The sequence below is a fragment of the Streptomyces sp. NPDC033136 genome (assembly GCF_055578235.1).
In genome coordinates this window covers 347,717-369,460 of record NZ_JBVIPD010000002.1, presented here as the reverse complement: position 1 = coordinate 369,460, position 21,744 = coordinate 347,717, and the positions used below count along the sequence as shown (strand labels likewise).

The following is a 21,744-nucleotide window of genomic DNA, read 5'->3' as shown; positions in this document are numbered from 1 at the left end:
TGGTGCAAGGTGTGCAGCTGCTGTGGGTCCGCCGTCGGCCGGTGCTCCGTGGTCTCTCGCGGCACCGGCCGGCGACTACGCGAGGGCTATTCGACCGATAGTGATCATCTCTTTCGTACGACGACGAAGTCCGCGAGTGCCGTGAACTGTGCCCGCACCCGGTCGGGCATGTCGACGGCGTCGAGGGCCTCGATGGCGGTGGTGTGCTGACGGCGTGCCTCGTCGGCGGTCCACTCGCGGCCGCCCGCCTCCTCGATGAGGGCGGCGCGGGCCGCGAACTCCTCCTCGGAGAAGTTCTCGAAGTCGCTGCTCTTGGCGTCGGCGGCGAGGAGCTCGCCGAGCCGCTCCGAGGCGGAGCCGCCGGCCGCGAGCGCGGCGACGACCGGCAGGGACTTCTTGCGCTGGCGCAGGTCGCTCCAGGTCTGCTTGCCGGTGGAGACCGGGTCACCCCAGATGCCGAGGAGGTCGTCCACGGCCTGGAAGGCGAGGCCCAGGTGGTAGCCGTACTTCTCCAGCGTGTCGGCGGTGGCGTCGTCGGCGCCGCCGAGGACGGCGCCGACGGAGCTGGCGCAGGCGAGCAGGGCACCGGTCTTGTTGCCCTCCATCTCCAGGCACTCCCCGACGCTGACGCGGTCGCGGTGTTCATAGGAGATGTCCTGGGCCTGACCGTCGATCAGGGCGCGGGTGGCGGTGGTCAGGCGGCGGGCGGCGCGGCCGGCCTCGACGGTGCCGAGTTCCAGGAGCACCTCGTTGGCCAGGGCGAACAGGGCGTCGCCGACGAGGATGGCCTGGGCGGGGCCATGCACCTTCCAGACCGTGTCGCGGTGGCGGCGCTGCTCGTCGCCGTCCATGAGGTCGTCGTGGAGGAGGGAGAAGTTGTGGACCAGTTCCACGGCGACGGCGCCGGGGATGCCGGTCTCGGGGGCGGCGGACATGACCTCGGCGGACAGCACCGCGAGGGCGGGGCGCACGGCCTTGCCGCCGTCGCCCTCGGCGGGCCTGCCCTGGGCGTCGATCCATCCGAAGTGGTAGGCGGCAACAGTGTCCATGGGAGGTGCCAGGCGGTCGATGGCCGCCCGCAGTACCGGTGTGGCCAGGGTCCGGCCGCGCTCCAGCAGCGCGGTCACGTCCACCGCCTCGGCAGTCTTCGAGGCCGGGGGCACAGTGGGCACAGTCTCTCCTCTTGTCGCGGTACCGGGGGTGCGGGGGCCGCCTGCCGCGCCGTGCCGATCGAGCGTCACGCCGCCTCCTCGAACTCGAAGAGGTGCTGCGGGCGGGGCCGGCCCAGGGCGTCCAGCACGGCGTCCGCCGCGCTCACACCACTGCGGACCGCACTCTCCATGGTCGCGGGCCACCCGGTGGCGGTCCACGCTCCGGCCAGGTACAGGCCGGATGCCTTGGTTCGGGCACCGGGCCTGAGGCGCCCGACGCCGGGGGTGGGAGCGAACGTCGCGGTGCGCTCCCGGGTGACGAAGAAGTCCTGCACCGCGGCGCCGCGAGTCAGCGGCAGCAGCCGCTCCAGCTCGGGCAGATACCGCTCGCGCAGCACCGCCACGGGCGCGTCGATCTCGTCCTGGGCCGCCGACTGCGACAGGGCGAGGTACTGCCCCGCCCGCAGCCCTGACGCCTCGGTCCGGTCGAAGACCCACTGCACCGGGCTGCCGAGGGCGGTGAAGAACGGCCGGGCGAGCACCTTGCGGTCGTACACCACATGGACGTTGAGGATCGGCGCGGTGCCGATCTCCAGTAGCCGTTCGGGCTTGTCGAGGGCGCCCGAGGGCAGCAGGTCGTGCGCCTCGCGCTGCGGTACGGCGAGCACCACCGCGTCGGCCTGCAGCGTCTCGCCGGGAACCCCGACGCTCCACCGGCCGTTCCCGGTGTCACGGAGGGAGGTGACGCGGGTACGGACCTCGGTGCGCACACCCGCGGAGTCGAGCGCGGCGCGGGCCAGCCGGTCGTGCAGCTCGCCCAGCGGGACCCGCGCCCAGCCGATGTCGGCCGCCCCCGGGTCGGACAGCAGACCGGTCTTGAACACCATCGCCGCGAGCGCCAGGGAGGCGTCGGAGGCGACCGCGTTGAGGGTGGCGACGCCGACCAGGTCCCACAGGGCCTCGACGGCGCGCGCGGACTGCCCGTGCGCGGCCAGCCAGCTGCCGAAGTCCTGCGCGTCCAGCGCCGGGTCGGTGGGGTCGAGCCCCTTGATCGCGAGCGCGGCCCGGCCCACCCTGGCGCGGTCGGCGAGCGAGAGATGCGGATAGGTGGCGAGGCTGCGCCCCAGATGGAGCGGTACGGGCAGCGCGTCGCGCCGCAGCCTGCCGAGCCGGCGCCCCGCGGCCCGCGCCACGTCCAGGACGGGTACGTCGAGCCGGTCCTGCAACGGGGCCAGGGCCGCGCCCTCGATGCGGTCGAGGAACCAGCGATAGGCGGTGCAGCAGCGCAGATACACGTGCTGGCCGTTGTCGACGGTGAGGTCGCCGCGCTGGAAGGAGAAGGCCAGGCCGCCGAGTCTCGGCCTGCCCTCCAGCAGGGTGACGCGCACTCCGGCGTCGGCGAGCGCGAGCGCGGTGGTGACGCCGGCGAGCCCGCCGCCCACCACGACGGCGTGCCGCCCGTCCGCGACCGGCCGGGACCGCGTGCCGTGGGACCGCGTGCCGTGGGTCATCACGCCCCCTCCTCTGCGCGGCGGGCGTGCTGCTCGAACGTCGCACGACCGGCCGTCTTGGTCAGGGACGCGGCCCCGCACCGGAGGGTTGCCCGCCGGTTGTCTCCGACGGGGCGGCCGGAAGGGGCGTCGTGGCCGCGCTCGGCCGCCGAGGTCGTGCGGGCGGGGCCGGGCGACCCGACACCGCCGACCGTGACGCGCCGTCGTGGGCGGACCGCGGGGAGCACCGGCCCGGTCTCCCGGCCGGCCTGCGGGGCGCACCGCACCACGCTCACGGACGCCGCCCGGCAGCAGAGGCCCGCACCCGTGCGGCGGGCGTGGGCCTGGTCGCCGGTGGCGTTTCTGTGGACCGGTTCGTTGGTCACGCACGCCTCCTGACGGTCCGTCGGGTCGCATGCCGGGCGTCGAGACCCGACAGGCCGCGCACGGCGACGTACGCCTTCTCCCGGCCGGGCAGCGAGACCCGGCCGCGCAGCACGGCCCCCGGGTCGCGTTCGATGCGGTCGAGGAGGCGGCGGTAGATGCCGGCCATGGCGGCGACACAGGCGCCGCTGCGCCGGTCGAGCATGGGAAGCAGGCGGTATCCCTCGGCGAAAAGAGCGCGGGCCCGCCGCACTTCGAAGTGCACGAGGCCCGCGAAGTCGGAGCCCTCCGGTGGCCGCGGCCCGCTGAAACCGGCCGAGCAGCCGAACTTGGCGAGGTCGTCGCCGGGCAGATAGGTACGCCCGCCCTCGGCGTCCTCGCGGACGTCTCTGAGGATGTTGGTGAGCTGGAGCGCGAGCCCCAGCGTGTCGGCGTACTCCGGCGCGCGGTCCACGCCACGCACCCCGGGTTCCGTGCCGAAGACGCCGAGCGACAGCCGCCCGATGGCGCCGGCCACACAGCGGCAGTAGACCTTCAGGTCGTCCCAGGTCTCGTAGGTCTCGCCGCGGACGTCCATCCGGACACCGTCGATGAGCTCGTCCAGGCCGCCGAGCGGGATCGGGAAGTGCCCGGCGGCGTGCGTGAGGGCGACGGCGACCGGGTCGGTGTCGTCCTCGTCGACCTCGCCCTGGCGGATCCGGGTGAGCAGCGCCCTGGTCTCCTCCAGGCGGGCGACCTTGACGTCGTCGGGGAGCGCGCCGTCGCCGATGTCGTCGACCCGCCGCGAGAACGCGTACAGCGCCGACATCGCACGGCGCTGGGACGTCGGCAGCAGCCGGATTCCGTAGGCGAAGTTCCGGGCCTGCCGCCCGGTGACGGCCTCGCAGTAGCTGTAGGCGGCGAGTACCGGTGCGGACGTGCGTGGTTCCGACGCCACGGTCCGGATCACCTCTCTCCTCGCAGAGTCACGCCCACCTCACGCAGCAACTGCACCTTCCCGGGCTTGGGCGGGCCGGGAAGTACGTCGAAATCGACGGCGGCGATCGCGCGGACGGCCGCCCTTCCCCCCGCCACGAACCCTGCGAGCAGCAACTTCAGCCTGCCGTGGACGCTACCCACCAGGGGGGCGCCTTCATTCAGGAGATCCCGGGCCCTTTGCGCTTCGTATGCGATCAGCGCACGGACCGACGCTCCGGCGGTTGCCGTGGCGAGATCCGCCTCCTGGACGTGAAAACGCTTCATGTCGGTGGCGGGCAGGTAGACGCGGTCGCGGCGGAGGTCCTCGGCCACGTCCTGGAGGTGCTCGACGATCTGCAGCCCGGTGCAGATCAGGTCGGAGCGGCGGATCCGCTCGGGGGTCGAGGTGCCTGTGACGGCGAGGACGAGACGGCCGACGGGATTGGCCGAGAGCTCGCAGTAGGCGAGCAGGTCGTCATAGGTCTCGTACCGGCTGACCAGCTGGTCCTGGCGGTTGGCGGCGATCAGGCCGAGGAACGGCTCGGGGGTCAGCGAGCGGCGGCGGACGGTCGGCTGGAGACGGCGCAGCAGGGGGTGACGCGGGGTCGAGTCGAAGACCCTGCGCAGGTCGGCCTCGAAGGCGTCCAGCAGGAGAAGCCGGTCCCCGGCCTCCCGCGGGGAGACGCCGAGCAGCCGTGCGTCGGCGCCGCCGGGGGCCAGGTCGCCGTCGCCGATGTCGTCGACGAGGCGGGCGAAGCCGTAGACGGCCATGAGGTCGGTGCGCCAGGCACGGGGCAGGAAGAACGGGGCCACGGGGAAGTTCTCGCCCGCGGCCTTGTCGAGGGTGCCGCGCTCCGGATCGAGGGCGCGGGCCGTGCCGGTTCCCGTCACCGCCGGCTGCCCGGCGCGGGGACGGCACGTGCTGCGTGGAGCTGGGGAGTTTCCGTAGCCATCGCCGTCACATCTCCCGTTCTACACTGCCGACCCAATACGCACTATTTCGGACACGCCGCCCGGCCGTCCGCACGGTGGCCCGACGGGCGGTGTCGCGCATTATCGCCCTGATTGCCGTGTTTCGGGACCGGTACAGCTTACGTTGTACAACGCATCGTGGTTCGTCAGGGTGTCCCGCGCATCACGAGAACACACCGATTGGCCCCAAGATTCCTGAGATGGGCCGGAGTTGACGTTTCCTTCGCAGACGCGGGGCCCCGCCGGAACAGTTCCGCCGGGGCCCTGGCCGAGCCGTCTACTTGCCGGTGAACTTCTCGTACTCCTTGAGCACCTCGTCGGTCGGGCCGTCCATGCGCAGTTCGCCGCGTTCCAGCCACAGGACGCGGTTGCAGGTGTCGCGGATGGACTTGTTGTTGTGACTGACCAGAAACACGGTGCCGGCTTCCTTGCGCAGCTCCCGGATGCGGTCCTCGGAGCGCTTCTGGAACTTGCGGTCGCCGGTCGCCAGGGCCTCGTCGATCATCAGGACGTCGTGGTCCTTGGCCGCGGCGATGGAGAAGCGGAGCCGGGCCGCCATGCCGGAGGAGTACGTGCGCATGGGCAGGGTGATGAAGTCGCCCTTCTCGTTGATGCCGGAGAAGTCGACGATGTCCTGGTAGCGCTCCCTGATCTCCTCGCGGGACATGCCCATCGCGAGCCCGCCCAATATGACGTTCCGTTCGCCGGTGAGGTCGTTCATCAGAGCCGCGTTGACGCCGAGCAGCGAGGGCTGGCCGTCGGTGTAGACCTTGCCCTGCTCGGCGGGCAGCAGGCCGGCGATGGCGCGCAGCAGCGTCGACTTGCCGGAGCCGTTGGAGCCGATCAGACCGATGGCCTCGCCGCGGTAGGCGACGAAGGAGACGCCGCGCACCGCGTGCACCTTGCGCACCCCGCGCGCCGCGTCGTCGGAGCCCCGCTTGAGGATGCGGCTGAGGGCGGCGGTGGCGCTGCCCTTGCCGCTCTTGGCACCGTTGACGCGGTAGACGATGTGCAGCTCGTCCGCGATGACGGTGGGGATCCGCGCGTCCTGCTTCTGCTCAGCCACGGCCGTACCTCTCCTCCGCCTTCCAGAAGTACACGAAGCCACCCAGGGCGAACAGCACGGCCCAGCCTCCCGCAACCGCCCAGACGTGGTCCGGCAGGTACCGCGAGCTGTAGTCGTCGATGAGGGCGAAGCGCATCAGGTCCATGTAGATCGCGGCCGGGTTCCACTGCAGGACGTTCGCGATCCACTCCGGCCTGTCCGCCAGGAAGATCGGGATGGAGAACATCACCCCGGACGCGTACATCCACGTCCGCATCACGAACGGCATCAGCTGCGCGAGGTCGGGGGTCTTGGCGCCCGCCCGGGCCATGATCAGCGCGAGGCCGGTGTTGAAGCAGAACTGCAGGACGAGCACCGGCACGATCAGCAGCCAGGACAGGTCCGGGTAGTGGCCGAAGCCGACCGTGATGGCGAACAGCACGATCATCGAGGCCAGGAGCTGCTGGAGCTGCTGGAGCGCGAAGGAGATCGGCAGCGAGGCGCGCGGGAAGTGCAGGGCGCGGACCAGGCCGAGGTTGCCGGAGATCGCGCGCACGCCCGCCATCACCGAGGTCTGGGTGAAGGTGAACACGAAGACGCCCGTGACCAGGAACGGGACGTACACCTCACGGGACATGCCCCGGTCGGCCTTCAGGAGCAGGCCGAAGATGAAGAAGTACACGGCCGCGTTCAGCAGCGGTGTGGCCACCTGCCACAGCTGGCCGAGCTTGGCCTGGCTGTACTGGGCGGTCAGCTTCGCGCGGGAGAAGGCGAGGATGAAGTGCCGCCGGTCCCAGAGCTGACGGACGTACTCGATGAGGGAGGGCCGGGCGCCGCTCACGCTCAGCCCGTGCCTGGCGGCGAGTTCCTTCGCCGTGAGGCCCTCGTCGGGCGCCGCGGGCGCGCTCACCGCGACCGGGGCGTCGTGCGTTGTCTCACTCACTAGTGGAAACTTTCGTCTTCGAGATACGCGGCCTGTGCGGGCCTGCGGGAGCCGGGGCCAGGGTACGGCCCCTCCCGGATGGTCCCGGACACGAGCTTGTCAGATGACGGGGGGCCGGCCCAGCCGGGTCAGCCGCCACACCGTACGCCACTTCATGGGCCGGCGGGGGCCGCAGGGGGTGGTCCAGCCCTCCCGGAATCCGCCGAGCCAGGCCCGCAGAGCGGGGCGGGAGGGACGGCGGACGAGGGTGAGCAGCAGCCACACGCCCAGATAGACCGGGACGAGGAGCGTGGGGAGGTTGCGGCGGGCGAGCCAGACGCGGTTGCGGGCGACCATGCGGTGGTAGACCGCGTGCCGCGAGGGAGCGGTCGTCGGGTGGTACAGCACCATGTCGGACCGGTAGTCGATCATCCAGCCGGCGTCGAGGGCCCGCCAGGCGAGGTCGGTTTCCTCGTGGGCGTAGAAGAAGGCGTCGGGGAGCCCGCCGACGTCGGCGAAGACGCGGGTGCGGGCGGCGTTGGCACCGCCGAGGAAAGTGGTGACCCGGGAGGAGCGCATCGGGTCGGAGGCCCGCAGCCGGGGCACGTGGCGGCGCTGGGTGGCGCCGGTGTCGGGGTCGGCTATGCGGAAACTCACGATGCCGAGTCTCGGGTCGGCCTCGAAGGCCTCGCGGCACAGCTCGGCGGTGTCGTGGTTCGCGAGCATCCCGTCGTCGTCCAGGAAGAGCAGGATGTCGACGTCCCGGCCGGCCGGGCCGAAGGCCTCGATCCCGGCGTTGCGGCCGCCGGGGATGCCGAGGTTCTCGGGCAGCTCGATGGTGCGGACGCCCTCGGGGACGTCCGGGACGGGCGAGCCGTTGCCGACGACGACCACCTCGACCGGATCGCCGTCCTGCTTGGCGACGGAGTCGAGGAGGGCGCGCAGCTCGTCGGGGCGGTTGCCCATGGTGATGATGACGGCACCGACCTTCATGCCGCTCACTTGAGCCTGCTGGAAGCGAGGATGGACACGAGGTGCAGCAGGGTCTGCACCAGCGCGATGCCGGCCAGCACCGCCACGCCGAGCCGGGAGAAGAACAGGTCGCCGCGGGCCTGGTCGACGATCGCCAGGACCAGGATCAGCAGGGACGCCTCGATGCCCAGGATCAGGCGGTGGAACTTGAGCGCGGCGGCGGCCTTGCGGGCCAGCGCCATGCCGGAGGAGCGCATCTCGGAGGCCGTCTCCTGGACCGGCGGCTTTCCGGCCTGGTGCCGGGCGACGCCGACGAGGTCGGTCTCGGCCTTGATCAGGATGGCGCCGAGGGCGGCCAGCGTGCCGAGGAAGGCCCACAGCCAGTCGATCCGGCCGCTGCCCCACAGGTCGGCGGCGCGCAGGCCGAAGCCGACGAGCACCGCGGCGTCGGTGAGGTAGGCGCCGACGCGGTCCAGGTAGACGCCGCCCAGCGAGTACTGCTTCTTCCAGCGCGCGATCTCGCCGTCGACGCAGTCCAGCAGGAGGTACATCTGGACCATGACGACGCCGAGCACGGCGCCTGTGATCCCCGGCACGAGGAGTGCCGGGGCCGCGAGCACACCGAAGACGGTCATCAGGTACGTGAGCTGGTTGGGCGTGACCCTGGTGTTCACCAGGTAGCGGTCGACCCGCAGGGACACCTCACGCATGTAGAGGCGTCCCATCCAGTGCTCACCGCTGCGCCGGTCCTTCACCCCTGCGGGGTGAACGACGGGCCGAAGTTCAGCTACCGATGGCCTTGACATAGTCGGCGTAGGTGTCCTTGATCTGTTCGGTGTTCAGGTCGAGGTGTTCGAGGATGGTGTAGCGGCCGGGCCGGGTCTCCGGGGCGAACTCGACGGCCTTGACGAACTCGTCCGTCGTGAAGCCGATCTCGTCCGGGAGCACGGGCAGCCCGTGCCGGCGCAGCACCTCGGCCATGTACGCCGACTCCTCGTGCGCCCCGCGCAGCCACATCGCGAAGGCCGCGCCGAGACCGCACTGCTCGCCGTGGGCAGCGGCCCGCTGCGGGTAGAGCAGGTCGAAGGCGTGGTTGATCTCGTGGCACGCCCCGGAGGACGGCCGCGAGTCGCCGGACACCGACATGGCGATGCCGCTGAGGACCAGCGCCTCGGCGAGCACCTGGAGGAAGTTGTTGTCCCCGATGCCCCCCGGGTGCCGCAGTACGGCCTCGCCGGCCTGGCGGGCCATGGCCGCGGCGAGTCCGTCGATCCGCTCGCCCTTGACACGGTTGGCGAGCTCCCAGTCGGCGATCGCCGAGATGTTGGAGACGGCATCGCCGATGCCGGCGCGGACGAAGCGGACCGGGGCCTCGTGGATGACGTCCAGGTCGATGACGACCGCGATCGGGTTGGGCACGCCGTAGGAGCCGCGGCCCGCGTCGTTGTCGAGAGTGGCGACCGGCGAGCACAGGCCGTCGTGCGCGAGGTTGGTGGGCACGGCGACCAGGGGCAGGCCGACGCGTGCGGCGGCGAACTTGGCGCAGTCGATGATCTTGCCGCCGCCGAGACCGACGACCGCGTCGAAGTGGCCGGCCTTCATGTCACCGGCCAGCCGGACCGCGTCGTCGAGGGTGCCGCCTCCGACCTCGTACCAGGTGGCGCCTGGCATGCTCGGCGAGATGCGCTCGCGCAGCCTGGCGCCGGAGCCGCCGCTGACGGCGACGGCGAGGCGGCCGGAGTGCGAGATGCGCTCGTCGGCGAGGACGCACGCCAGGTCGTCGAGGGCACCCGGGCGGATGTCCACGACCAGCGGCGAGGGGATCAGCCGGGTCAGTACTGGCATGCGATCTCCCGGCCCCGAGCGAGATCGTCGTGGTTGTCGATCTCCACCCACCTGACGTCGCCGATCGGCGCCACGTCGATCCGGAAGCCGCGGTTCACCAGCTCCTGGTAGCCGTGCTCGTAGAACTGCTGCGGGTCGGTCTCCCACACGGCCTTCAGCGCGTCGGCCAGCTCGGGGGCGGCGTCGCCCTCGATGAGGGTGACGCCGATGTACTCGCCGGTGGCCTCGGCGGGGTCCATCAGCTTGGTGATCTTCGTCATGCCCTTGGCGGGGTCGACGACGACCTTCATCTCCTCGTCCGCGAGCTGCTTGACCGTGTCGAGGGCGAGGATGATCTTCTTGCCCTCGCCGCGGGCGGCGAGCAGCGTCTTCTCGACGGAGACCGGGTGGACGGTGTCGCCGTTGGCGAGGATCACCCCGTCCTTGAGGGCGTCACGCCCGCACCACAGGGAGTAGGCGTTGTTCCACTCCTCGGCCTTGTCGTTGTCGATGAGGGTGAGCTTGAGGCCGTACTTCGCCTCCAGCGCCTCCTTGCGCGCGTACACGGCCTCCTTGCGGTAGCCGACGATGATCCCGACCTCGGTGAGGCCGATCTCGGCGAAGTTGCCGAGGGTGAGGTCGAGAACCGTGGGTTCGCCCTCTGTGCCCGCCGGGCCCACTGGTACGAGCGCCTTGGGAAGGCTGTCGGTGTAGGGGCGCAGACGCCTTCCGGCGCCGGCCGCCAGCACGAGGCCGATCATGCGGGTTCTCCTTCATCGTGTACGGCGGGCGCCCCTGCGGACACCCAGAAGCGGATGCTCTCGACGAGCACCACCAGGGCCACGGACACGGCGAGGACCGTGAGCGCGACCATGAACTGAGAGGCGGTGAGCAGCGCGGCGAGGACGGTGACGAGCAGCGTCCGGCCTTCGTGGCCCCCGATGGAGCGCACCAGCCAGGCGGGAGGCGCTCCGGCGTTGCCGCGGATGCGGTACACCGTGTCGTAGTGATGGTAGGCGACCGCCGCCACCAGCCCGAAAGCCGCAGGAAGGGCCCCGTTCACGTCCGCCTTGGCCGCGAGGAGCAGGACGGTGCCGTATTCGGCGGCGCGGAAGAGCGGCGGGACGAGCCAGTCGAGGGCGCCCTTGAGGGGCAGCGCGACGGCGGCGGCCGAGGTGAGCGCGTACAAGGCGGCCGCCGCGACGGGCAGCGCAGCGCCGTACGGCTCGAGCGCCGCGGCCAGCACGAGCAGGACCGCCCCCGGCAGGGCGACGAGGAACCGGGCGCCGAACGGCGGCTGGGCGGGCAGCTTGCGCAGGGCGCGCACGAGCACCTCGGCCACGGGCCCGCTGTCCGCCAGTTCCGCGAGGGCCCGTGCCGCCCGGTCGGTCCGCCTGGCCTTGCGGGTCAGGGAGCGCAGCACCCGGCCCGCCGTGGTGTACGTCGCCGCGAAGGCGCAGCCGATGAGCAGGGCGTAGAAGGTGACGCGGGGCGTGGTGAGGGCCGTGAGGACGGCGATCATCGCCCAGCGTTCGCCGATGGGCAGGACGATCATGCGGCGCACCCAGACCGTCCAGCCGACGCTGTCGAGCTTGTCGGAGAGGGCGGCGGTGGGGCTGGTGTTGGCCGTGGCGTCGTGGTTGGCCTCGTTGAAGGAGAAGTCGACCACGTGCCGGCAGGTCTGCAGGACCATCGCGCCGAGGGCGAGGGCCCACACGTCATCGCCGCCGCGGGCGGCACCGAGGGCGAGTCCGGCGTAGTAGGCGTACTCCTTGGCCCGGTCGAAGGTGGCGTCCAGCCAGGCGCCGAGCGTGGAGTACTGCAGGGAGTAGCGGGCGAGCTGGCCGTCGGTGCAGTCCAGGACGAAGGACGCGATCAGCAGGACGCCGGCCGCGACGAACCCGCCGCGGGTGCCGGTGGCCGCGCAGGCCGCCGCTATGAGGGCGGTGAGCAGGGAGGCGGTGGTGACCTGGTTCGGGGTCAGGCCTCGGCGGGCGCACCAGCGGGCGATGTAGCGGGAGTACGGGCTGATGCAGAAGGTGGTGAAGAAGCCGTCGCGGGACTTCACGGCCGACTTCAGGCGTACGGCCTCGTCGTCGACGTCCGTCACCGCCTGCCGTGCCTCGTTGCGGGCCTGCGGGTCGGCGGGGACGGCGGCGACGAGGCTGCCCAGTTCGGGGCGGTGCACGTCGGTGCCGTCGGTGTCCAGGGCACCGAGGATGCGGTCGGCGAGGCTGTCGAGGAGGGTGGTGCCGCCGCCCGCGGAGTTCTCGCGGGCCATGGCCCGGGTGAGGGCCTGGCGGCCGGCGGGCTGGGCGGCGACGGCGCCGGGGATCGCCGCGAGCGGGAAGCGGGGGTCGGTGAGGCCGAGGCGCAGCGCGTGCACATGTCCCACGAACCGCGCGTCGACCAGGGCGACCCGCTCGTCGCCCGGCACCCCGGCGAGCAGCGTCTCGGCCTCGGCGGCGTCGGCCGCTACCCGGACGTCGAACCCGAGGGACCGCAGGTCACCCTCGATCGACGATCCGGGGACCGGCTGACCGGTGAGGATGGCGGTCGACAACCGAATTCACTCCCTGGGTACCGACGCGTCCGCGCCGGTGATGTGCATGGTGGGGGCGCCCGCGCCGGTGGCTCCCGGGTGGCATGTCGGCAGAGGCTATCGGATGCCGGGAGGGCCGCGTTCACCACCCGTTCGGCAGATTGATCAACGGAGTTCGCCCCAGCCCTTGCCGCGATCATCATCGGGGATCCGGGGCCCGCCTCACAAGCCGCGCCTCCCGGAGCGGACATCGGGGACATTGCGCGGGGTGCGGCGGTGGCGGCATAGGGTGGGCGACCATGACTTGGCTGATCACCGGCGGTGCCGGCTACATCGGAGCCCATGTGGCCAGGGCCATGACCGAGGCCGGGGAGCGCGTCCTCGCCCTGGACGACCTCTCGGCCGGGGTACCCGCGCGGCTCCCGTCCGGTATCCCCCTCGTGCAGGGCTCCTCGCTCGACGGTGAGCTGCTGAAGCGGGTGTTCGCCGAGCACGGCGTGACGGGTGTGGTGCATCTCGCGGCACGCAAGCAGGTCGCCGAGTCGGTCGCGCAGCCGACGCGGTACTACCGGGAGAACGTCGGCGGCCTCGTGACCCTGCTGGACGCGGTGGCCGGGGCCGGGATCGAGCGGTTCGTGTTCTCGTCGTCGGCGGCGGTGTACGGCGACCCCGGTGTGGACCTCATCACGGAGGACACCCCGTGTGCGCCGGTGAACCCGTACGGCGAGACCAAGCTCGCCGGGGAATGGCTGGTGCGGGCGGCCGGGCGGGCGCACGGGATCTCCACCGTATGTCTGCGTTATTTCAACGTGGCGGGCGCGGCCGCGCCGGAGCTGGCCGACACGGGTGTCTTCAACATCGTCCCGATGGTCTTCGACCGGCTGACGCGGGACGAGGCACCCAGGATCTTCGGTGACGACTATCCGACGCCGGACGGCACCTGCGTCCGTGACTACATCCACGTCGCCGACCTCGCCGAGGCCCACCTCGCGGCGGCCCGGCGGCTCGCCGAGGGCGGCCTCGCGGGCGACCTCACGGTCAACATCGGCCGCGGCGAGGGCGTTTCGGTCCGCGAGCTCATCACGGTCATCGGCGAGGTCACCGGCGACCGCCGGCCCCCGCTCGTCGAGCAGCGCCGTCCCGGCGACGCGCCGCGAGCGGTGGCCTCGGCGGACCGGGCGGCCGGGGAGCTCGGCTGGACCGCCCGGCGCGGGGTGCGCGAGATGGCCGAGTCGGCGTGGCGGGGCTGGCAGCTGCACCACGGCTCCTGACCGGCTCACGCCCCTTCGGTCCTCCGCGCGGTACCGCGGCTCCTGACCGCCGGACGCCCGCCGGGCCCCGCAGCACGGCCACCGACCAGGGCCCTGACCTGCGCATCGTTTCAGCAGGTCAGGGCACATGACAACGGTGTTCAGTGCCGCGTTGCACATACCCCCTCCCCGTAGTTCACTGGGGCGCTCGAGCATGATCGGGCGGACCGCGGGAGGATGACTTTTCATGGGGGCTGGGCACGACCACGGGCACGCGCACGGCGGGCGGGGCGGCGGTACGGCGACCTCGGCGTACCGCGGCAGGCTGCGCGGCGCGCTGGCGATCACGCTCGGCATCGTGGTGGTCCAGATCGTCGGCGGTGTCCTCGCCAACTCGCTGGCGCTCGTCGCGGACTCCGCGCACATGGCGACGGACGCGCTGGGCCTGTGCATGGCTCTGCTCGCGATCCACTTCGCGAACCGCCCGCCCAGCGACCGGGCCACCTTCGGCTACGCCCGCGCCGAGATCCTCGCCGCCCTGGCCAACTGCCTGCTGCTGCTCGGGGCCGGCGGCTACGTCGTGTACGAGTCGGTCCAGCGCTTCATCACCCCGGCGGACACCGAGGGCGGGCTCGCCCTCCTGTTCGGCGGGATCGGCCTGGTCGGGAACCTGGTGTCGCTGTCGCTGCTGATGCGCGGCCAGAAGGAGAGCCTGAACGTGCGGGGCGCGTTCCTGGAGGTCGCGGCGGACGCCCTGGGTTCCGTCACGGTGATCGTCTCGTCCGTGGTGCTCATGCTCACCGGCTGGCAGGCCGCCGACCCGATCGCCTCGCTGGTCATCGCACTGATGATCGTGCCCCGGACGTGGAGGCTGCTGCGCGAGACGCTCGAGGTGCTGCTGGAGGCGGCACCCAAGGGCGTCGACATGGCCGAGGTGCGGGCGCACATACTCGCCACGGACGGGGTGGAGGACGTCCACGACCTGCACGCCTGGACGATCACGTCCGGCATGCCGGTGCTCTCGGCGCACGTGGTCGTGAGCTCCGAGGCGCTGAGCGCGATCGGCCACGAGAAGATGCTGCACGAACTGCAGGCCTGCCTCGGCGATCACTTCGACGTGGAGCACTGCACCTTCCAGCTGGAGCCGGGCGGGCACGCGGAGCACGAGGCGCACCTCTGCCACTGACGCGCCGGTCTCCGGGGCGCATGAGGCTGGTGGGGCGCACTCCGAGAGGTGCGCGCCGGGTGCCGCAGCCCTCGGGCGCGCGCCCGCCCCCTGACTCCCACCGCGGCGGCGGAGACGATTTTCGGCCCGTCCTGCCGGGCACGATCCCCTACTGGGTCCCTCTTCCGGCGCCCGAACGGCGCCTTGCGCGCTCCACGCCGCCGTGCGGGACATGCGGGCAGTCGCGAAGTGCCGGGAGTGCCGGATTCGTACGGCAGACTTGGGGCGCGAAGACCGATGTGAAGGATGGGTATGCCGATCACACCTGCCACCGCGACGCACAGCCCGTCGAACGGCACCGCAGACGCGATTTTGCTGGAACTGGTCGACGAGGACGGCGTGACGATCGGCACCGCGGAGAAGCTCGCCGCCCACCAGCCGCCCGGACAACTGCACCGCGCGTTCTCCGTGTTCCTCTTCGACGAGTACGGCCGGCTGCTGCTCCAGCAGCGCGCGCTGGGCAAGTACCACTCCCCCGGCGTGTGGTCCAACACCTGCTGCGGCCACCCCTACCCGGGCGAGGCGCCGTTCGCGGCGGCGGCGCGGCGCACGTTCGAGGAGCTCGGCGCCTCCCCGTCCCTGCTCGCCGAGGCGGGCACGGTCCGCTACAACCACCCGGACCCGGAGTCCGGGCTGGTGGAGCAGGAGTACAACCACCTCTTCGTCGGCATGCTGCAGGCCGTGCTGCGGCCGGATCCCGAGGAGGTGGCGTCCACGGCGTTCGTGACGCCGCCCGAGCTGGCGGAGCGGCACGCCAAGGACACCTTCTCGGCCTGGTTCATGACCGTCCTGGACGCGGCACGGCCGGCGATCAGGGAGCTGACGGGGGCGTCGGCCGGCTGGTGACGAGGGCCCTGGCGTGAGGGTCTAGGGAAAGCGGGCGGGTTTGAGCGGCAGGGCGGCCCAGATCACCTTGCCGCCGCTCGCGGTGTGATCGACCTCGCAGATGCCGCCCGCCTCGCGGGTGATCTCGCGCACCAGGAGCAGTCCGCGGCCGCCGGTCCGGCCGTGGTCGGTCTCCAGCGCCGTGGGCCGGTAGGGATGGTTGTCCTCCACGGACACACGCAGCCACTCGGCACCGACGGCCACCTCGACGGCCACCGTCGGCGACAGCACCGCCGCGTGCTTCACGGCATTCGTCACCAGCTCGGAGACGATCAGCAGCAGCCCCTGGGCCAGGTCGTCCGAGACCGGCACCCCCTGGCGCAGCAGCAGGTCCCGTACGGCGTGCCGGGCCTGCGGGACGGAGGACTCGACCGCCGGCGCGGTGAACCTCCAGACCCCTTCGTACGGCAGCGGATTCCCGGACCCGGGGCCGAGGGACGCCGCGCCGCCCTCTGGGCGTGGACCGAACCCACGCCCGTCGTCGTCCATCGTCCGGTCGCCACCCTCGCGCTCGATTGTCGCCACACCTCGAGTGTTGGTAACGATGCGCTCCCGACCCCGGGACTGAACAGAAGTCAGCAACTATCGAGCACTTATGACCTGTTGGCGTATGACACGGTCAGTTGTGGGACTGGTCCTGTCCCTGTTGTGCCGTCTCGGCGAACTATTCGGGTTGTACGGGTTTGGCATCCGGATAGCATCCGGCGCATGTTGCCGCAGCTGCAGTACAGCGTGACCGACTCGGTCGCGACGGTCGTCATCCGCCATCCGGAAAAGCGCAACGCCATGACGGCCGCGATGTGGCGCGCCCTGCCGCCGCTCCTGGAGGAGCTCGCGGGTGATTCCGCGGTGCGGGCGCTGGTGCTCACAGGGGAGGGCGGGACGTTCTGCGCCGGGGCCGACATCTCGACGCTGCGGGGTTCACCGGAGGAGGCGCAGGGTCTGGCCGTGCGGGCCGAGGAGGCACTCGCCGCGTTCCCCAAGCCGACGCTGGCTGCGATCCGCGGTCACTGCGTGGGAGGCGGGGCACAGTTGGCGGCGGCCTGCGACCTGCGGTTCGCGGAGGAGGGGACGCTGTTCGGGGTGACGCCGGCGAAGCTCGGCATCGTGTACCCGGCGTCCTCGACACGGCGGCTGGTGTCCCTGGTGGGGCCGGCCACCGCCAAGTACCTGCTGTTCTCCGGTGAGCTGATCGACACGGAGCGGGCACTGCGATCGGGGCTGGCCGACGAGGTACTGCCGGAGGGTGAACTCGACAAGCGGGTCGCCCAGTTCACCCGCATCCTGGCGTCCCGTTCGCAGCTGACGCAGGCGGCGGCCAAGGAGTTCGCCGACGGGCGCACGGACCGGGACGCGCACTGGGCCGGGCAGGCGCGCGCGAGCGGCGACACCGCCGAGGGCGTCGCCGCGTTCCTGGAGCGCAGGCAGCCGCGGTTCGGCTGGAGTGTGCCTACGTCAGGATGAGGCCGGCGTGCGACCGGAGCAGTTCGACGAGGTGGGCGGGCGCCTTCTCCGGTGATCCGGCGTCGTAGGGCGGCTGCGGGTCGTACTCGGTGGCGAGCTGGACGATCCGCGCGTGGTCGTCGCCCGCGATGCGGCCGAGCAGCATCAGTCCCATGTCGATGCCCGCGGAGACGCCGGCCGCGGTGACGTACTTGCCGTCGGTGACGACCCGCTCCCCCGTCGGCTCGGCGCCGTGGCGCTCCAGCTCGTCCAGGGCCATCCAGTGGGAGGTCGCACGGCGGCCCCGGAGGAGTCCGGCGGCGGCGAGCAGCAGGGAGCCGGTGCACACGGACGTCGTCCAGGCGCTGGTGGCGTCGGCGGTGCGCAGCCAGGTGAGCACGGGTCCGTCCGCCGCCAGCGGGAGCGGGCCGGGACCGCCGGGGACCACGATGATGTCGGGGCTGGGCACCTCGGCCAGGGGTCCGGTCGGCGATGAGGGCGAGGTTCCCGGAGTCGTTCCGTACGGGACCGGTCTCCTCTGCGACGAAGACGGTCTCCGCGCCCGGGAGCCGGCCGAGGGTCTCGTAGGGGCCGGTGGCGTCGAGGGCGGTGAAGCGGTCGTAGAGGACGATGGCGATCTGCATGGGGTCCCTTCCGTGGGTGCGGTGGATTCGCAGGTGGTCGCAGGGCCCGGGTTCGGGCGGGCGCGGGGCCGCGGCGGGGTCGCCGTGTTCAGGACGTGGCGCGGGGCGGAAACTCTGCAGGCCGTCGAAGAGGACGACGAGAACCGTGCGCTGGGTCATGCCGTCGATTCTTCGCGGGCCCGGAGCATGGCCGCAATGACGAGTCCCCCACCTTTCCTGCCATGCGGCGCACCGCCTCAGAGGCCATACCAAGCGGTTGGTAACCTGCCACGCATGACGACTGCCGCCCTGGAGCCGCGCGCCGGCCGACACTGCCAGAACGTGCTCAACTCCCTGCACTCCACGCACTACTTCTCGCCGGACCTGGGGCGGGAACTGGGTGCCGTCGGGGTCGCCCACCCTCACGCCGTGAACTTCGCCGTGCGGGCCGCCGCCCTCGGCGCGGTCGGGGCCGGGGCGGTGGCGGCGGCCTTCTACAACTACAAGTACGAACTCGTGGCCCGGCACGTGCCGGCGGTGTGGGAGACGGCCACACCCGGGCAGGTACTGGCGGCACGCGCGCGTGCCGTCGACGCGACCCTGCGCCGCCTGCTGGGCGAAGACGCACTGGCGTCGGCGGAGATGGCCGAGGCCGCGCGGCTCGCGCTGCGCGCCACCGAGGCCTGTGCGCGCGGAGCGAGGCCCTTGTACGCCGCCCATGCCGACCTGCCCGTGCCCGAGGAGCCGCACCTCGCGTACTGGCACGCGGCGACCCTGCTGCGCGAGCACCGGGGCGACGGGCATCTGGCCGTGCTGATGTCGGCGGGGCTTGACGGTCTCGAGGCGATGGTGACCCACGCCGCGACGGGCAAGGGCATGGCGCCGAAGTGGGTGTTCACCACCCGCGGCTGGACCCAGGAGGAGTGGGACGCGGCGTCGGGCCGGCTGCGGGAGCGCGGGCTGCTGGACCCGGCCGGCGAGCTCACCGGGCGCGGCCTCGCCCTGCGCGAGGAGATCGAGCAGGAGACCGACCGCCTCGACCGCGCGCCGTACGAGCACCTGGGCCCCGAGGGCGTGGCCCGGCTGACCGACCTGGGTGCGGCGTTCGCCAAGGCGGCCGTCACGGCGGGGGCCTATCCGGCGGGGCTGTTCGGCAAGCGATGAGGCGCGCTCCGCCGCGGCTGTGAATCCCGCGTCGGGCACGTGTGTTCGGCCGTGACGCATGGTGAGGCGTCTGCGAGGTACCCGCTCTCCACCGGCCGGTGCGGCCGGAGTGGAGAAAGGGGAATTTCGTGTTCCGTGCCATCGCAGACGTGTTGCGCCAGATCGGCGGGGCCATCGCCACCGTCGTGACCCTGCCCTTCCGTGCCCTGGCCCGGCTTTTCGGCGGGGCCTCGTCCTCCACCCGCAGCCGCCGGGCCTGACCGGGGTCCCGACCTGCCGGATGCCGCCCTGATCCCCGAGTGTCGGCGCCACCTGCCACAATTGCCGCGCAACCTCAGTGGAGAAGGCGGTACGGGATCGTGACGACACCCGGGTCCAACGGGTCCAACGGGTCCATCAAGGTAGGGTCCATCGAAGGCAGGATCGCCGAGGAGCTCGGCGTACGGGAGCGGCAGGTCAGGGCCGCAGTGGAACTGCTCGACGGCGGTTCCACGGTTCCCTTCATCGCCCGCTACCGCAAGGAAGCGACCGAGATGCTCGACGATGCGCAGCTGCGCACGGTCGAGGAGCGGCTGCGCTATCTGCGGGAGCTTGAGGAGCGCCGGACCGCGATCCTCGACTCGGTGCGCGAGCAGGGCAAGCTCACCGAGGAGCTGGAGGCACGCATCCGGGGCGCCGAGACGAAGGCGCGCCTGGAGGACATCTATCTCCCGTACAAACCCAAGCGGCGCACCAAGGCTCAGATCGCGCGCGAGGCCGGTCTCGAACCGCTGGCGGAGGGGCTGCTCGGCGATCCGGCCGTGGAGCCCCTCGCCGCTGCCGCCGCGTTCGTCGACGCCGACAAGGGCGTGGCCGATCCGCAGGCCGCTCTCGACGGCGCCCGGGCGATCCTCACCGAGCGGTTCTCGGAGGACGCCGACCTGATCGGCGAACTGCGCGAGCGCATGTGGGTGCGGGGGCGGCTGGCCGCCAGGGTGCGGGAGGGCAAGGAGGAGGCGGGGGCGAAGTTCGCCGACTACTTCGACTTCGCCGAGCCGTTCACGGAGCTGCCCTCGCACCGCATCCTCGCGCTGCTGCGCGGCGAGAAGGAGGAGGTCCTCGACCTCGTCCTGGAGCCCGAGGAGCCGACCGACGGCCCGTCGTCGTACGAGGGGATCGTCGCGCACCGGTTCGGGATCGCCGACCGTGGCCGCCCCGGCGACAAGTGGCTGAAGGACACGGTCCGCTGGGCGTGGCGCACCCGCATCCTCGTCCACCTCGGCATCGACCTGAGGCTGCGGCTGCGTACCGCCGCCGAGGACGAGGCGGTGCGGGTCTTCGCGGCGAACCTGCGCGACCTGCTGCTCGCCGCCCCGGCGGGCACGCGCGCGACGCTCGGCCTGGACCCCGGCTTCCGTACGGGCGTGAAGGTCGCCGTGGTGGACGCGACCGGCAAGGTCGTCGCCACGGACGTCATCCACCCGCACGTCCCGGCCAACCGCTGGGACGAGGCCATCGCCAAGCTGGCCCGGCTGGCGAAGGAGCACGCGGTCGAGCTGGTCGCGATCGGCAACGGCACGGCGTCCCGCGAGACCGACAAGCTCGCGGGGGAACTGATCGCCAAGCACCCGGAGCTGAACCTCACCAAGGTGATGGTGTCCGAGGCCGGCGCGTCCGTGTACTCGGCGTCCGCCTTCGCCTCGCAGGAGCTGCCCGACATGGACGTGTCGCTGCGCGGCGCCGTGTCGATCGCCCGTCGGCTCCAGGACCCGCTGGCCGAGCTGGTGAAGATCGACCCGAAGTCGATCGGCGTGGGCCAGTACCAGCACGACCTGTCCGAGGTGAAGCTGTCGCGTTCGCTGGACGCGGTGGTGGAGGACTGTGTGAACGGCGTGGGCGTGGACGTCAACACGGCGTCGGCGCCGCTGCTGTCCCGGGTCTCCGGCATCACTTCCGGACTCGCCGAGAACATCGTGGCGCACCGGGACCAGAACGGGCCGTTCAAGGCCCGTGGTGAGCTGAAGAAGGTGGCGCGGCTCGGTCCCAAGGCCTACGAGCAGTGCGCGGGCTTCCTGCGGATCCGCGGCGGTGACGACCCGCTGGACGCGTCCAGCGTGCACCCCGAGGCGTACCCCGTGGTCCGGCGCATGGTGAAGACCGCCGGGCAGGAGGTCGCCGCGCTCATCGGCAACACCGGGGTGCTGCGCTCGCTGAGGCCGCAGGACTTCGTGGACGAGTCGTTCGGCCTGCCGACGGTCACCGACATCCTGAAGGAGCTGGAGAAGCCGGGCCGTGACCCGCGCCCGGCCTTCAAGACGGCCGCCTTCAAGGAGGGCGTGGAGAAGATCTCCGACCTGTCGTCCGGGATGATCCTGGAGGGCGTCGTGACCAACGTCGCCGCCTTCGGGGCGTTCGTCGACGTCGGTGTCCACCAGGACGGCCTGGTGCATGTGTCCGCGATGTCGAAGACGTTCGTCAAGGACCCGCGGGACGTGGTGAAGCCCGGCGACATCGTCAAGGTGAAGGTCCTCGACGTCGACATCCCGCGCAAGCGGATCTCGCTGACGCTGCGGTTGGACGACGAGGCGGCCCCGCAGGGGCAGGACGGCGGACCCGGCGAGCGCCGGCAGCGCGGCGGGCGTCCCCCGCAGCAGCGCCAGGGGGGCGGTCGAGGCGGCCAGAGCAGCGATCGCGGCGGTCAGAGCGGCGGTCGAGGCGGCCAGGGCGGCGGTTCGCGTCAGGCGCCTGCCCCGGCCAACAGCGCGATGGCCGACGCGCTGCGCCGCGCGGGGCTCGTCGACCCGAAGAACGGCAAGCGCTGACGGCTCCGCCGGGGGATCGTGGGAAGCTGCGGGGCCGTTGTGGCTGGTCGCGCAGTTCCCCACGCCCCCTGGAGAGGGACGTTACGCTCCCTGC

General features: G+C 72.0%; 20 protein-coding genes and 1 pseudogene. 7 read left to right on the top strand and 14 right to left on the bottom strand.

From position 1 onward, the window contains the following. Window positions 1-104 precede the first annotated feature (104 nt). The 12 genes from ACZ5TL_RS04830 to ACZ5TL_RS04775 all read right to left on the bottom strand — a co-directional run bounded on the left by ACZ5TL_RS04830 (window position 105) and on the right by ACZ5TL_RS04775 (window position 12,280). A complete protein-coding gene (locus ACZ5TL_RS04830; RefSeq protein WP_468587682.1) occupies window positions 105-1,241 on the bottom strand; it encodes a polyprenyl synthetase family protein in 1,137 nt (378 codons plus the stop codon). After that, entirely contained in the window at window positions 1,238-2,662 is a 1,425-nt protein-coding gene (gene hpnE, locus ACZ5TL_RS04825) for a hydroxysqualene dehydroxylase HpnE (protein WP_468587680.1), read from the bottom strand. The genes ACZ5TL_RS04830 and hpnE overlap by 4 nt, the downstream gene beginning before the upstream one ends. Then, window positions 2,662-3,027, bottom strand: coding sequence for a DUF6380 family protein (locus ACZ5TL_RS04820; protein WP_468587678.1), 366 nt, complete (start codon window positions 3,025-3,027; stop codon window positions 2,662-2,664). Before ACZ5TL_RS04820 ends, hpnE begins: the two co-directional genes overlap by 1 nt. Next, window positions 3,024-3,974: a presqualene diphosphate synthase HpnD gene (gene hpnD / locus ACZ5TL_RS04815; protein ID WP_468587676.1), complete on the bottom strand. Its 951-nt coding sequence runs from the start codon at window positions 3,972-3,974 to the stop codon at window positions 3,024-3,026. The genes ACZ5TL_RS04820 and hpnD overlap by 4 nt, the downstream gene beginning before the upstream one ends. Further along, window positions 3,971-4,873, bottom strand: coding sequence for a squalene synthase HpnC (gene hpnC, locus ACZ5TL_RS04810; protein WP_468587674.1), 903 nt, complete (start codon window positions 4,871-4,873; stop codon window positions 3,971-3,973). The genes hpnD and hpnC overlap by 4 nt, the downstream gene beginning before the upstream one ends. Before the next feature lie 358 nt (window positions 4,874-5,231). Further along, window positions 5,232-6,020 (bottom strand): ABC transporter ATP-binding protein, encoded by a 789-nt coding sequence (locus ACZ5TL_RS04805; protein ID WP_468587672.1) that lies wholly within the window; start codon window positions 6,018-6,020, stop codon window positions 5,232-5,234. Next, on the bottom strand, window positions 6,013-6,942 hold the full coding sequence (locus ACZ5TL_RS04800) for an ABC transporter permease (protein ID WP_468587670.1): 930 nt from the start codon (window positions 6,940-6,942) through the stop codon (window positions 6,013-6,015). Before ACZ5TL_RS04800 ends, ACZ5TL_RS04805 begins: the two co-directional genes overlap by 8 nt. Before the next feature lie 99 nt (window positions 6,943-7,041). Next, window positions 7,042-7,914 (bottom strand): glycosyltransferase family 2 protein, encoded by an 873-nt coding sequence (locus ACZ5TL_RS04795; RefSeq protein ID WP_468588009.1) that lies wholly within the window; start codon window positions 7,912-7,914, stop codon window positions 7,042-7,044. Window positions 7,915-7,919: 5 nt separating this feature from the next. Continuing rightward, complete coding sequence (locus ACZ5TL_RS04790; RefSeq protein ID WP_468587668.1) at window positions 7,920-8,699, bottom strand: CDP-alcohol phosphatidyltransferase family protein; 780 nt, start codon at window positions 8,697-8,699, stop codon at window positions 7,920-7,922. Next, window positions 8,677-9,738: an iron-containing alcohol dehydrogenase family protein gene (locus tag ACZ5TL_RS04785; RefSeq protein ID WP_468587666.1), complete on the bottom strand. Its 1,062-nt coding sequence runs from the start codon at window positions 9,736-9,738 to the stop codon at window positions 8,677-8,679. The genes ACZ5TL_RS04790 and ACZ5TL_RS04785 overlap by 23 nt, the downstream gene beginning before the upstream one ends. After that, window positions 9,726-10,478: a phosphocholine cytidylyltransferase family protein gene (locus tag ACZ5TL_RS04780; protein WP_468587664.1), complete on the bottom strand. Its 753-nt coding sequence runs from the start codon at window positions 10,476-10,478 to the stop codon at window positions 9,726-9,728. The genes ACZ5TL_RS04785 and ACZ5TL_RS04780 overlap by 13 nt, the downstream gene beginning before the upstream one ends. After that, window positions 10,475-12,280 carry a DUF5941 domain-containing protein gene (locus tag ACZ5TL_RS04775; RefSeq protein WP_468587662.1) on the bottom strand — a complete coding sequence of 602 codons (1,806 nt, stop codon included), beginning with the start codon at window positions 12,278-12,280 and terminating at the stop codon, window positions 10,475-10,477. Before ACZ5TL_RS04775 ends, ACZ5TL_RS04780 begins: the two co-directional genes overlap by 4 nt. A gap of 278 nt (window positions 12,281-12,558) precedes the next feature. Between ACZ5TL_RS04775 and galE the strand changes: the two genes are divergently transcribed. The 3 genes from galE to idi all read left to right on the top strand — a co-directional run bounded on the left by galE (window position 12,559) and on the right by idi (window position 15,580). Beyond that, on the top strand, window positions 12,559-13,530 hold the full coding sequence (gene galE, locus ACZ5TL_RS04770; RefSeq protein ID WP_468587660.1) for a UDP-glucose 4-epimerase GalE: 972 nt from the start codon (window positions 12,559-12,561) through the stop codon (window positions 13,528-13,530). A 226-nt stretch (window positions 13,531-13,756) separates the two neighbouring features. Then, window positions 13,757-14,695: a cation diffusion facilitator family transporter gene (locus ACZ5TL_RS04765; protein WP_468587658.1), complete on the top strand. Its 939-nt coding sequence runs from the start codon at window positions 13,757-13,759 to the stop codon at window positions 14,693-14,695. A gap of 291 nt (window positions 14,696-14,986) precedes the next feature. Then, complete coding sequence (gene idi / locus ACZ5TL_RS04760; RefSeq protein ID WP_468587656.1) at window positions 14,987-15,580, top strand: isopentenyl-diphosphate Delta-isomerase; 594 nt, start codon at window positions 14,987-14,989, stop codon at window positions 15,578-15,580. Between the two features lie 21 nt (window positions 15,581-15,601). Here the strand turns inward: idi and ACZ5TL_RS04755 are convergent, their stop codons facing one another. After that, the gene (locus ACZ5TL_RS04755) at window positions 15,602-16,108 is read right to left on the bottom strand and encodes an ATP-binding protein (protein WP_468588007.1); all 507 of its coding nucleotides are present in this window, start codon (window positions 16,106-16,108) and stop codon (window positions 15,602-15,604) included. Between the two features lie 219 nt (window positions 16,109-16,327). On the opposite strand from ACZ5TL_RS04755, the gene ACZ5TL_RS04750 reads away from it, so the two are divergent. After that, complete coding sequence (locus ACZ5TL_RS04750) at window positions 16,328-17,083, top strand: enoyl-CoA hydratase/isomerase family protein (protein WP_468587654.1); 756 nt, start codon at window positions 16,328-16,330, stop codon at window positions 17,081-17,083. Here ACZ5TL_RS04750 and ACZ5TL_RS04745 read toward each other — a convergent pair. Continuing rightward, a pseudogene (locus ACZ5TL_RS04745) lies at window positions 17,070-17,706 on the bottom strand (DJ-1/PfpI family protein). The gene ACZ5TL_RS04750 and the pseudogene ACZ5TL_RS04745 overlap by 14 nt on opposite strands. Window positions 17,707-17,979: 273 nt before the next feature. On the opposite strand from ACZ5TL_RS04745, the gene ACZ5TL_RS04740 reads away from it, so the two are divergent. The 3 genes from ACZ5TL_RS04740 (at window position 17,980) to ACZ5TL_RS04730 (ending at window position 21,650) form a co-directional block, all read left to right on the top strand. Continuing rightward, window positions 17,980-18,849 carry an SCO6745 family protein gene (locus tag ACZ5TL_RS04740; protein ID WP_468587652.1) on the top strand — a complete coding sequence of 290 codons (870 nt, stop codon included), beginning with the start codon at window positions 17,980-17,982 and terminating at the stop codon, window positions 18,847-18,849. Between the two features lie 128 nt (window positions 18,850-18,977). Then, on the top strand, window positions 18,978-19,109 hold the full coding sequence (locus ACZ5TL_RS04735; RefSeq protein ID WP_252100478.1) for an LPFR motif small protein: 132 nt from the start codon (window positions 18,978-18,980) through the stop codon (window positions 19,107-19,109). 99 nt (window positions 19,110-19,208) lie between these two features. After that, the gene (locus tag ACZ5TL_RS04730; protein WP_468587650.1) at window positions 19,209-21,650 is read left to right on the top strand and encodes a Tex family protein; all 2,442 of its coding nucleotides are present in this window, start codon (window positions 19,209-19,211) and stop codon (window positions 21,648-21,650) included. The last annotated feature ends 94 nt before the right edge of the window (window positions 21,651-21,744 follow it).